This is a genomic window from Rhodococcus sp. RD6.2, assembly GCF_001040705.1.
Lineage (GTDB): Bacteria > Actinomycetota > Actinomycetes > Mycobacteriales > Mycobacteriaceae > Rhodococcus_G.
Genome location: NZ_CVQP01000001.1, coordinates 705,958 through 717,685 on the forward strand (window position 1 = coordinate 705,958; position 11,728 = coordinate 717,685).

An 11,728-nucleotide genomic window follows, 5' to 3' on the forward strand; every position below is an offset into this window, starting at 1 on the left:
CGGGCCGACCGGCCTGGAACAATGGCGGGGTGCGTATCGACCTCCACACCCATTCGACCGCTTCGGACGGCACGGACAGCCCCGCCGAGGTGGTTCGCGGTGCCGCGGAGGCAGGGTTGGCCGTGGTCGCGCTGACGGATCACGACACCACCGCCGGATGGGCCGAGGCGGCTGCGGCCCTCCCGTCGGGAGTCGCCCTGGTTCGGGGCATGGAGATGTCCTGCACGGGACGCGGCGAGGACGGCAGGCCGGTCGCCGTGCACCTGCTGGCATACCTGTTCGACCCCACGAACGACGCGTTCGCCCGGGAACGTGAGCGGCTCCGCGCCGAGCGGACCTCGCGGCTGCGCGCGATGGCCGAGAAGATGGCGGCGGACGGACTGCCGATCGACCCGGCCGCGGTGATGGCCGCCGCGGGCCCGGCGGTGGGGCGCCCGCACCTGGCCCGTGCGCTGGTCGACGCGGGTGTCGTCGGGTCCGTCGACGAGGCGTTCGCCGACCTGCTGCGGACCGGTGGCCGGTATTACGTGCACAAGGACGACACCCCGCTGCGGGACGCGGTCCGGATGGTCGCGCAGGCAGGCGGCGTCAGCGTCCTTGCCCACCCGCGGGCGTCGTCACGCGGCAGGCTGATGGACATGGACCAGATCGGCGAACTCGTCGCCGACGGGCTCGGCGGGGTGGAGATCGCGCACCACGACCACGGTGCCGCGGACCAGCGGATTCTGCGCGGCATCGCGGCCGACCTGGACCTGATCGTGACCGGTTCCTCGGACTACCACGGCCGTAACAAGTCGGTGGTCCTCGGTGAGTTCGTCACCGACCCCGACCAGTACGACCGGATCGTGACGTCGGCGTCCGGGGTCGACGTGGTGACCGGATGAACGGGTACCGGGTCGACGAGTACGACCCCGACCGCGAGCCGCCGACAGATGTCATTCGCACCCCCGGACGGCCTGCGCCGGGCCGGGCCGGGGGCGGGGCGCGTCGACGCAGTGGCCCGGCCCGCGCACTGCAGGGGCTCAGCGGCTCGGTCGCGGCGGGCGTCGTGGTGCTCGCACTGGTGGTCGTGGTGACGGCCTGGCTGGGCCCGCGTCGCGGGTTTCCGGGGCCGGGCACGGAGTCGGTGGTCGCGCACGTCGTCGCGGCGGCCACGGTCGTCGTGGCCCAGCGGTACGCCGACCATCGCCGGGGTGGCGTGGCCGTCATCGGGTCACTGCTGGTGTTCTTGGTCACAGGGGCCCTGCTGTGGACGCAGTGGTGGGGTTAGCTCACCGAATTCCGTGTTCACCAGTGAGATTTGCCAGCGGTGAGCAGTCGATGGCAGACTTGTTGCACCCCAGAGCCGGTGCCACCGCCCGGCGGGGGCGCGAAGTCGATTTCAACAAGCAGCAGATTTCAGTACCCGAGCCCACCCCGCTCGGCGTCATCGAACCTCACTGGCGCGTGCCCATCCAGTAGACCGATCGGGCTCCGATCATGCACCCTCTGAGCGTTCACCAGAAAGTACGAAAACCTGCGGCTGCGTCGAAAAACACCCTTCGCCGCTGCTACTTCCCAGTAACCCGCCCCCGAGTGGTGGCGCCGTAAGTAGGAGTGTCATCGTGTCTCTCGTGACTGAAGCAACCACCCCGGCCAAGGTTGAGCTGACCGACGAAGAGATCTTCTCCGGCCATGTCGGCGGCAAGCTCTCGGTCGAGACGACTGCCCCCCTCGACACCCAGCGCGCGCTGTCGATCGCGTACACCCCGGGCGTCGCCCAGGTGAGCCGCGCCATCGCCGCGGACGAGACGCTCGCCGACCGCTACACGTGGACCAACCGCCTCGTGGTGGTCGTGAGCGACGGCTCCGCCGTCCTCGGCCTCGGCGACATCGGTCCTCGCGCGTCGCTGCCGGTCATGGAGGGCAAGTCGGCCCTGTTCAAGAACTTCGCGGGCCTGAACTCCATCCCCCTCGTCCTCGACACCAAGGATCCCGACGAGATCGTCGAGACCCTGATCCGGTTGCGCCCGAGCTTCGGCGCCGTCAACCTCGAGGACATCTCCGCTCCGCGTTGCTTCGAGATCGAGAAGCGCGTCATCGAGGCACTCGACTGCCCCGTCATGCACGACGACCAGCACGGCACCGCGATCGTCGCGCTCGCCGCACTCAAGGGTGCGGCCAGGGTCCAGGGCCGTGACATCACGAAGCTGCGCGTCGTCATCTCCGGCGCAGGTGCAGCCGGTGTGGCCTGCGCGAACATCCTGCTCCTCGCCGGGATCGCCGACATCACGGTGCTGGACTCGAAGGGCATCGTCTCGAGCGGTCGCGACGACCTGAACGAGATCAAGGCGGACCTCGCGGCTCGCACCAACCCGGCAGGCCGCACCGGTGGCATCGTCGAGGCCCTCGACGGCGCCGACGTGTTCCTCGGTGTCTCCGCGGGCACCGTGCCCGAGGAGATCATCGCGACGATGGCCGACGACGCCATCATCTTTGCGATGTCCAACCCGGACCCGGAGATCCACCCCGACATCGCGCGCAAGCACGCCGCGATCGTCGCGACCGGCCGCAGCGACTTCCCGAACCAGATCAACAACGTGCTGGCCTTCCCCGGCGTGTTCAAGGGCGCCCTGGATGCAGGCGCTCGCCGGATCACCGAGGGCATGAAGCTCGCCGCCGCCGAGGCGATCCTGTCCGTTGTCGCGGACGAGCTCGCCGTCGACAAGATCGTCCCGAGCCCGCTCGACCCGCGGGTCGCTCCGGCGGTCGCCGAGGCCGTCGCGAAGGCGGCCCGCGACGAGGGTGTCGCCGCGCAGTAGCACTTCCAGGGTGCGCCCGGTTCCGGCGCAACCACACGATGAGGGGAATCCTCGTCCGGCGTGATCCGGGTCGAGGATTCCCCTCACTCGTCGGTGCATGCGGCATCAGGATGGTTGTCATGCGCGAGATCACCCTCGATCTGGACGCCGTCCGTCTCCGCGCCCTCACCTGGGGCCCCGAGACGGGGCGCCTGGTCGTCCTGCTCCACGGCTTCCCGGACACCGCGCACACCTGGCGGCACCTGGGCCCTGCGCTGGCCGACGCGGGCCGGCGGGTGGTGGCCCCCTTCACCCGCGGCTACGCACCCTCGGCGGTGCCTGCCGACCGCAGCGGACACATCGCCGCGCTGATGGACGACGCCGCGTCGATCCATGCGCATCTCGGTGGCGGAACCGATGCGGTGGTCGTCGGCCACGACTGGGGTGCGATCACCGCGAATGCGCTTGCCGCACACCCCGATTCGCCGTTCGTGGCATCGGTGGCGCTCGCGGTCCCGCCGTTCGAATCGCTGCGGAAGAGGGCCGCGCTGCCGATGCTTCCGCGGCAGGTGCGCAACAGCTGGTACACGCTGTTCAACCAGATCCCGGTACTTCCCGAACGCTACGCGCAACCGTTGATTCGCCGGCTGTGGTCGGACTGGTCGCCGGGCTACGACGCATGCGCCGATCTGCCCGCGGTCATGGCGGCGATCGACGACGCCGCCCACCGCCGCGCGGTCATCGGCTACTACCGGTGCGTGGCGCGGCCGCTGCCTCGGGTTCCCGCGCGCTACCGGCGCTGGGCCGGTGCGGAGATGCGGCTCCCGGTGGTCCCGACCCTCTACCTGCACGGAGCCGACGACGGTTGCATCGATCCCCGATTCGCGGCGCTCGTCGGCGAATCGCTCCCGGCAGGCAGCCAGGTTCACCTCGTTCGCGGAGCGGGTCACTTCCTGCACCTGGAGCAGCCGGGGGCGGTCAACGAACGCATACTGGCGTTTCTCGCAGAGCAGGCGCGGTGCGACGATGGTGGGCGAGCAGAGCGACGGGACCCGGGGTAGGACCGCGCACGGTGACGAGAGGGGCGTGACGGACGGTGGAGATGCGGGCGTTGAGTGTGGTGGTGGGGGCGCTGGTCGTGGCGGCGGCCGTCGCCGGGTGCTCCGGCAGTGCGCTCACCGACGACCCAGCGCCGGGTTCGATCACCGTCGGCTCCGGCGAGTCCGCCGAGAGCAGGGTCCTCGCCGAGATCTACGCCGGCGTGCTGCGGGGGACCGGTTCGCCGGTGCAGACCCGGCTCGGCCTCGGCGACGAGGAGACCCTAGCACTGCTGGACTCCGGGGAGGTGACGCTGGTGCCCGAGTACACCGGGTCGCTGCTCCTGCAGTTGAATCCGTCCGCTACCGTGACCGACCCCGACGACGTGTTCGACGAGCTGAACAGGTCTCTTCCCCAGGGGGTTTCGGTGTCGGACTACGGACTGGCGGAGGATCCCTCGGTGACCGGCGAGGTGGGGGACCGGGCGGCGGAGAACGTCGTACCACTGATGCGGACCGGTGCGCTGACGACGACGCAGATCAAGGCGCTCAATGTCGTTGCGGGAGAGCTGACGTCGACGGACCTCGCCGACATGGGTGACGAGGTCCGCGGCGGCGAGCGCAGCCCCGGCCAGGTGGCCGGTGACTGGCTCGCCGCGCGCTGATCCGTCAGACGGGCTGGGACGCGAGCCGGGTCCGGAGGAAGTCGCCCATCTCGTGCACCGCCTCCGCGGCCTCTCGGACCAGGGACGCCTGCAGATGCGCAACGTGCCACAGCGTCGGGTACTCGGTGAACTCGACGGCTGTTCCCGCCGCCCGCATCTTGGCGACGAGTTCGACGACCTGCGGGTACAGCACCTCGGTTGTGCCGACGTGGATGATCGTCGGCGGTAGTCCGGACAGGTCTCCGAGCAGTGGCGCGTACCCGGGGTCGGTGGCGTCACCGCCGCCGAGGTAGGCCTCCGCTGCCTTGTATGACCATCCCGTGTTGATGACGGTGTCGCGGTCGAACGGGGCATCGCGCGCACCGGGATCGACCCACGGCGCGATCAGGCCGAGGGCCGCGGGCTTCACCGTGTACCGGTCCACGAGTCGCCTCGCGGTGGCGAGCGTGAGTCCGCCGCCTGCCGAATCCCCGGCGATCGCAAGGGTGTCCGGCGTGAAGCCGTGCTCGCCGAGCAGCTCGAGGTAGGCGGCGACCGCGTCCTCGAGACCGGCCGGGAACGGATTCTCGGGTGCGAGCCGGTATTCGAGAACGAAGACCGCCGCACCCGATTCCTTCGCGAGGTGCGCGGCCCCCGACCGGTGCGTCGCGAGCGATCCGAGGGTGTACCCGCCGCCGTGCAGGTAGAGGATCGCGGAGCGACGTTCCGTCGCGCCGACCGTGATCCGCTCTGCGGGCCTACCCGCAAGGGTCAGCTTCCGGACCACCGTGTCCCGCGGCAGGGCCTGCAGCGCCGAACCGGCATCGATGACGCGTCGCGCCGCCGTAGCGGGGAGCGACGGGTGCAGTGCGAGCCGGTAGAACGGCGCGAGCGAGGCGGCCACCAGCGGCAACGGCAGATACACCATCGCCTATCGTCCCTTCGGCATGACGCGTCCCGCGATGTCGGCGACGATCCGCTGGTAGCCGGAGCCGACCAGACGCACCCACGCGTCGAGCAATTTGGCGTCGGCACCGATCAGCACCCGCGCCTTGCCCCTGCGCACGCCGTTGACGATGACGTTCGCCGCCTCCTCCGGGGAGGTGCGCGCGAGCTTGCGATCGAAGAACTCGGAGAACGTCGCGAGATCCTCGCCCGGGCCCGCGATCGCGTTCCGGGCGATGGCCGTCTTGATGCCGCCCGGGTGCACGCAAGTCACCTTGACGGGGTTCTTCGCGATGAGCATCTCCTGGCGCAATGACTCGGTGAATCCGCGGACCGCGAACTTCGCGGCGTTGTACGCGCTCTGACCCGGCATGCCGAGCAGGCCGAACAGGCTGGAGACGTTGACGACGTGACCGTCGCCGGATGCGATCAGGTGCGGCAGGAAGGCCTTGGTGCCGTTGACGACTCCCCAGAAGTCGACGTCCATGACGCGTTCGATGTCCTTGAACTCGGACTTGACGAACTCGCCGTGGTACGCGATGCCCGCGTTGTTGTAGATCTGGTTGACCTTGCCGAAGTGTGCCATGACCGCGTCCGCGTACTCCAGGACGGCTTCGCGTTGGGTGACGTCGAGGTGATCGGCCTTGACGTCGGCGCCCAATGCCTTGACCTGCGTGACGGTCTCGGCGAGTCCGACGCTGTTCTGGTCGGACAGGGCCAGCTTCGCGCCCTGCTTCGCCAGATTCAGCGCGAGCGCCCGGCCGATGCCGGATCCGGCGCCGGTGATGACGACGACCTTGCCTGCGAACTCACTCATTGGACACTCACCTTGTCGTCGTCGTTGTCGGATGCGGTCGGCACCGCGACCGGGGAGGGGGCGGGAAGGTCGGCCACGTTGACGCTGTCGTACGCCTCGAGGTCGAACTTCCGTGTGATGTTGCGGAATTCGAAGGTGAACCCGGGCCAGAGCGTGGTGTTGTTGCCGTGCTTGTCGAGGTACCAGCTGGCGCAGCCCCCGTTGTTCCACACGCTGGATCCGAGCTTGTCCTGGACCTCGCGGTTGTAGCGGTCCTGCGCGTCCTGGCGCACCTCGATCGTGCCGATGTCGTTGCGCTCGATGACGTTGATCGCGTCGACGACGTAGTTCAGCTGCGACTCGATCATGAACACCATCGAGGAGTGGCCCAGGCCGGTGTTCGGGCCGACCAGGAAGAACATGTTGGGGAAGTTCGCGATGCTCGACCCCTTGTAGCCCTGCTGGCCGGTGGCGTCGAAGACCTCGGCGAGCGAGCGGCCGTCCCGGCCGAAGATCCCTGCGAACGTGGGCGAGTCCGTCACGTGGAAGCCGGTCGCGACCACGATCGCGTCCACTTCGCGGGTGCGGCCGGTGCCGTCGATGACGCCGGTGGCGGTCACCTCGGTGATGCCGTCGGTGACGAGGTCGACGTTGGGCTGCGCGAGCGCCGGGTAGTAGTTGTTCGAGATCAGCATGCGCTTGCAACCGATCTGGAAGTTCGGGGTCACCTTGCGCCGCAGTGTCTTGTCCTTGATCTGCTTGCGCAGGTGCTGCTCCGCCGCGATCTGCAGCGGCTTCATGAACACCGGGGCCTTCGCCAGTCCGACGACCTGCGTCTCGCGCATCAGGTAGATGCCGAGGCGCGACAGGCGCTGGAAGCCGGGCACGTACTTGAACGCGAACTTCTCGACGGCGGTGTACTCGCGGTCGGCACGCGGCAGGATCCACGGCGCGGTGCGCTGATAGACGTCGAGCTGGCCGACCTTGGCCGCCAGCTGCGGGACGATCTGGATGGCGGATGCACCGGTGCCGATGACGGCGACGCGCTTGCCGGTGAGGTCGTAGTCGTGGTTCCACTGAGCGGAGTGGAAGATCTCGCCGGTGAAGCCCTCGATGCCCTTGATGTCGGGCAGGGACGGCTCGCACAGCGCACCGACGGCACTGACCACGATCTTCGCCGAGAAGGTGCCCTTCGACGTCTCGACGACCCACCGCGCTGTGTCCGCGTTCCAGATCGCGGACCGCACGTCGCAGTTGAAGACGTGCTTGTCGAGCACGTTGTACTTGCGGGAAACCGACTCGATGTAGCGCTGGATCTCGGGCTGCGGCGAGAAGGAGCGCGTCCAGTCCGGGTTGAGCGCGAACGAGTAGGAGTACAGGTGCGACGGGACGTCGCAGGCTGCGCCGGGGTACGTGTTGTCGCGCCAGGTGCCGCCGACGTCCGAGCCCCGTTCGAGGACGAGGAAGTTCGTCTTGCCCTCCTGGCTGAGCTTGACGGCGGCGCCGAGGCCGGCGAATCCGCTGCCGATGATCAGAGTGTCGACCTCGCGCGGTGTGGTCTCCGGCGTCGCGGCAGTACCTGTAACTGGAAGACTCATGTATCGAAGGATATGGGGCTACTGAGCGTTGGTCAACAGTCTGTTGAGCATTGTTCAGTAGGATTCTGCGTCATGGAGGCGATCAAGCGCACGCGCATGAGCCCGGACGAGCGGCGTGCCCAGCTCCTCGACCTCGGCGCCCGGATGCTCGCGGAGCGGCCGCTCGAACAGATCTCGGTCGAGGAGATCGCCGACCAGGCAGGTGTGTCACGCGGACTGCTGTTCCACTACTTCTCCTCCAAGCACGACTTCCACCTGGCGATCGTCCGGTACACCAGCGCCGACATGCTCGCTCACACCGAACCCGACCCCACACTCGAACCGATGGACATGCTTCGCGGCGCCGTCACGGCCTACGTCGACTACGTCACCGAGAACCGCGGCACCTACGTCTCGATGCTGCGGGGCAGCGCGAGCGGCGACGAGGCGATGCGCGAGGAGTTCGAGAACACCCGCGCCGTGATGGCTGAGCGCATCGTCACCCACCTGCCGCGACTCGGTATCGAACCCGACGCCCGCATCGTCCTCGCTGTGCGCGGCTGGATCGCCTTCGTGGAGGAGGCCACCATCAGTTGGCTTCGAGACCCGCGGATTCCGCGCGACGAACTGATCGATCTGCACGTCGCCGCGTTACCCGCCGTCGCGCTCGGTGCCTCGGCGGCGATCGGACTCCTCGGCTGAGTTGTCGGACGACTCCGCTACGTTGCGGGAGTTCGCCGAACCGAGCCGAGGAGTGGTGTGTTGACCGACTGGGAGTCCTCCAGCATGGCGCGGGTGCTGCCGCCCGCCCGTCCCCGGACGTTGGCGAAGGTGCCCTTCGTCGAACTCGCCGACGGACGTCTGCAGGGGGTCGTGTCGAGTGGTTCGGACATTGGACGGGTCTACGTCTCGTCGGTGTCCGCCGGCAGTTACGAATTCGCGTGCAGTACCAACAACAATCGACCCTGTGGTGGGGCCCGGGGCACCTTCTGCAAGCACATCGCGACCCTGATCGACGAGGCCGCGCTCCAGTACGGCGTCGACCGGGTGGCGCGTTACCTGCGAGTCGACGTCACCGGCGACGTGTCCGGCGAGCAGCCGACCGGCCGGGACATCGCCGAGCGGATGCGTGACGCGGGCCCGGCTCGCGCCGACGGCACTGCCGCTGCCGCAGTGTTCAGCCAGTTCCTGCGTCACCTCACCTACCTGGAACACCCGCCGACCACCACGCCGGTGCCGGAACTGCACTGGTTCCCGACGGCCGGGGCGGTGCGCTGATGCGCGCCGACCTCCTCGCCGTCGCGGGTCTGGACGACGCACTGGCTGTCGTCGACGCCGTCGATCGGGTGCTCGTCGCCGGTCTGCTGCGGCCCCAGCCCGCGCAGGCCGCCGACCTCACCCGGCTCGCCGCGAGTGTCGCCGGAACGCCGCTGGCCGCACGCGTCGCGGAGGCAGCGGACAAGGCCGCGGCGGGCACCGCGGGCCCGGAACACCTTCTCGCGCTTGCCGCCGCGCGTACCGCGCTGCTCGGCTCCGTCCACGACGCGCTGACGGACAGGGTCGCTGCCGCAATCGGCAGGGTGGTGGGCGAGTGGGAGTCCGCACCCCCCGCCGCGGCCATCCCGTCGAATCTGCAGGACGCCGCCTGCGCGTGGCTGTCCGACCTGGCGCGCACCGGTTGGCAGGGCATCGACTCCGATCTCGTCGCGGGCGCGACGCCGGTCGTCAGCGCGATGCTGCCGGACCCGGCACTGCGACGACTCGCCACTGTCCTCGACGGTTTCGCCGGCGAACTCGCAGCCTCGTGTCCGGGGGCGTCGCTGGATCGGATTCCGGCCCGCCGGTGGGGCGACCTGTGGTCCCGGGCGATGCTCCTGACCCGGTCCGGTGTCGCCGACTCGCCCGCCGCAGGAACGGTCTCGGGCCGTCTCCTCCCGCTCGGCGTCGACCTGCAGGAGCACGCGACGGCGGCGCAGGCCCAGGTTCACGCGGTGTTCGAACCCGCAGACGGGGGCGCACCGCGACTGGTGCGGGCGAGCGTGTCGGTGCCGAAACCGGAAACGGTCGTCGGTGCCGGTGTGTGGCAACTGCTCCGGCCGCACCTGTCCCTGCTCGCCGCTGCCGGCGACCACCACGCGGTCGAGGTCGCGGACATGCCGATCACCGCGGAGGGGGACCTGCTCTGGCAGGACGAGTTGGCCACGCGCGGCGCCGCCGCCGATCCGTTCGCCACGGCCCGGCTCGTCCTGCCCACCGCCACCGCGGCGGCGGTCGCGCCGCTCGACCGGCACCCCGCGCGGATCGCGGAGCCGGTCTTCCTGGACGGCTACACCGTGGACGGTGAACCGGAGGAACTGACATTCGCCGTTGCCGGACAACGGATTCCGGTCGACACGGATCGCATTCCCGCGGCGAGCCCGCTGACGCCCTCGGCGGTCGCGGCGTCGACCGCGTGCATCGGTCTTCTCCGGTGGGACGACGGTTCGTTCGTGGTGCAACCGCTGGCCGTCCTCGCCGTAGTGAAGCGCAAGACGGTCGCCGTCCACGCAGGCGCCTGGGCCGCGGGCACCACCGACAAGGTGGGTGCGAAGGCGGAGAAGGCCGCCACTGCAGCGGTCGACGCGCTCCGCGAGCGGGCCGGAAAGCTGCTGCGCGCATGACCGCCGACGACAATCGCCGTCAGGTTCTCTACTGGCGCCTGCTCTCCCGGCTCTTCGACCCCGAGGAGCAGGCGTCGCTCGAATCGGCGAGCCTCGCCGTCGTCGACGACATCGGTCTGCCGGCCGCCCTGCTCGACCCACAGGCGTCCGTGGACTCCGTGGTGCAGCGTCACCCGGACCTGGCCACCGAGTTCGACGGGCTGATGGTCGCGGACACCGACACCGAGCGGGACGGGGAGGCCGAGGTGCGCCGCGCCGCGCTGGTGTCGAAGGTGCTCCTGAACGTCTTCGCGACCGGGTCCGGCAACGTCACCGCACAGCAACTGGGCCGGTGGCAGTCCGATGCCGGGTGGCTCCAGCGCGCGCTCGGAGCGGCGCCCGGCGACCGCGGCGGTCCGCTCGGACCCGAATTGGGTTCCCTCGAGGCCGATCTGGTGAATCGGATGCAGCTGCGCGAGGTGCTCGCCGACCCTGCCCTCGCCGCGAGGCTGACACCGAGCATGTCGCTGATCGAGCAGTTGCTGCGGGACAAGAGCAACCTGTCCGGTGTCGCGCTGGCCAACGCGAAGTCCCTCATCCGCCGGTATGTCGACGAGGTCGCCGAGGTGCTTCGCAACGAGGTCGAGAGTGCGACGGTGGGCACGATCGACCGCTCGATCCCACCCAAACGCGTCTACCGCAATCTCGATCTCGACCGCACCGTGTGGAAGAACCTCCCGAACTGGAGCCCGGAGGACGAGCGGCTGTACGTCGACCGCCTCTACTACCGTCACACGTCCCGGCGGACGACGCCGCAACGGCTGATCGTGGTCGTCGACCAGTCCGGGTCGATGGTCGACTCGATGGTCAACTGCGCGATCCTCGCGTCGATCTTCGCGGGTCTGCCGAAGGTGGACGTGCACCTGATCGCATACGACACGCAGGCACTCGACCTCACCCCGTGGGTGCGCGACCCGTTCGAGATGTTGTTGCGCACCAAACTCGGTGGCGGAAACGACGGCATGGTCGCGATGTCGCTGACCCAGCCGAAGATCGCCGAACCGCGCAACACGGTCGTGGTGTGGATCTCCGATTTCTACGAGACCAGGGTCGAGCAACTCTTCGAGTCCATGGCCGCGATCCACCGCTCCGGCGCCAAGTTCATCCCGGTCGGCTCGGTCACCAGCGGGGGCCGCGGCAACGTCAACCCGTGGTTCCGGGACCGGTTCAAGGACCTCGGTGCCCCGGTCGTCTCCGGCCACATCGGCAAGCTCGTCCACGAGCTCAAGACTTTCCTGACCTAGAAAGGC

12 protein-coding genes are annotated in these 11,728 nt (G+C 69.2%); 9 read left to right on the plus strand and 3 right to left on the minus strand.

Annotated features, from left to right (window positions below):
• Positions 1–29: 29 nt before the first annotated feature.
• From RHCRD62_RS03165 to RHCRD62_RS03185, 5 genes are all read left to right on the plus strand, one after another.
• Positions 30–884, plus strand: coding sequence for a PHP domain-containing protein (locus RHCRD62_RS03165; RefSeq protein WP_050063453.1), 855 nt, complete (start codon positions 30–32; stop codon positions 882–884).
• Positions 881–1,270 carry a hypothetical protein gene (locus tag RHCRD62_RS03170; protein ID WP_172670992.1) on the plus strand — a complete coding sequence of 130 codons (390 nt, stop codon included), beginning with the start codon at positions 881–883 and terminating at the stop codon, positions 1,268–1,270. The genes RHCRD62_RS03165 and RHCRD62_RS03170 overlap by 4 nt, the downstream gene beginning before the upstream one ends.
• Positions 1,271–1,604: 334 nt before the next feature.
• Positions 1,605–2,801: an NAD(P)-dependent malic enzyme gene (locus RHCRD62_RS03175; protein WP_050063170.1), complete on the plus strand. Its 1,197-nt coding sequence runs from the start codon at positions 1,605–1,607 to the stop codon at positions 2,799–2,801.
• A 119-nt stretch (positions 2,802–2,920) separates the two neighbouring features.
• Positions 2,921–3,841 (plus strand): alpha/beta fold hydrolase, encoded by a 921-nt coding sequence (locus RHCRD62_RS03180; RefSeq protein WP_050063171.1) that lies wholly within the window; start codon positions 2,921–2,923, stop codon positions 3,839–3,841.
• 41 nt (positions 3,842–3,882) lie between these two features.
• A complete protein-coding gene (locus tag RHCRD62_RS03185; protein ID WP_084734075.1) occupies positions 3,883–4,482 on the plus strand; it encodes a glycine betaine ABC transporter substrate-binding protein in 600 nt (199 codons plus the stop codon).
• 4 nt (positions 4,483–4,486) lie between these two features.
• Here the strand turns inward: RHCRD62_RS03185 and RHCRD62_RS03190 are convergent, their stop codons facing one another.
• From RHCRD62_RS03190 to RHCRD62_RS03200, 3 genes are read right to left on the minus strand one after another with little or no spacing between them, the layout of a single operon-like run.
• A complete protein-coding gene (locus RHCRD62_RS03190) occupies positions 4,487–5,389 on the minus strand; it encodes an alpha/beta hydrolase (protein WP_050063173.1) in 903 nt (300 codons plus the stop codon).
• Between the two features lie 3 nt (positions 5,390–5,392).
• Entirely contained in the window at positions 5,393–6,223 is an 831-nt protein-coding gene (locus RHCRD62_RS03195; RefSeq protein ID WP_050063174.1) for an SDR family NAD(P)-dependent oxidoreductase, read from the minus strand.
• Positions 6,220–7,800: a flavin-containing monooxygenase gene (locus tag RHCRD62_RS03200; protein ID WP_050063175.1), complete on the minus strand. Its 1,581-nt coding sequence runs from the start codon at positions 7,798–7,800 to the stop codon at positions 6,220–6,222. The genes RHCRD62_RS03195 and RHCRD62_RS03200 overlap by 4 nt, the downstream gene beginning before the upstream one ends.
• Before the next feature lie 72 nt (positions 7,801–7,872).
• Between RHCRD62_RS03200 and RHCRD62_RS03205 the strand changes: the two genes are divergently transcribed.
• Genes RHCRD62_RS03205 through RHCRD62_RS03220 form a run of 4 tightly spaced genes read left to right on the plus strand, consistent with a single transcriptional unit; the run spans position 7,873 to position 11,722 of the window.
• Positions 7,873–8,481 (plus strand): TetR/AcrR family transcriptional regulator, encoded by a 609-nt coding sequence (locus tag RHCRD62_RS03205; protein ID WP_050063176.1) that lies wholly within the window; start codon positions 7,873–7,875, stop codon positions 8,479–8,481.
• A 60-nt stretch (positions 8,482–8,541) separates the two neighbouring features.
• Complete coding sequence (locus tag RHCRD62_RS03210) at positions 8,542–9,057, plus strand: hypothetical protein (protein ID WP_253277170.1); 516 nt, start codon at positions 8,542–8,544, stop codon at positions 9,055–9,057.
• A complete protein-coding gene (locus tag RHCRD62_RS03215; protein WP_050063177.1) occupies positions 9,057–10,439 on the plus strand; it encodes a hypothetical protein in 1,383 nt (460 codons plus the stop codon). The genes RHCRD62_RS03210 and RHCRD62_RS03215 overlap by 1 nt, the downstream gene beginning before the upstream one ends.
• Positions 10,436–11,722 (plus strand): vWA domain-containing protein, encoded by a 1,287-nt coding sequence (locus RHCRD62_RS03220; protein ID WP_050063178.1) that lies wholly within the window; start codon positions 10,436–10,438, stop codon positions 11,720–11,722. The genes RHCRD62_RS03215 and RHCRD62_RS03220 overlap by 4 nt, the downstream gene beginning before the upstream one ends.
• The last annotated feature ends 6 nt before the right edge of the window (positions 11,723–11,728 follow it).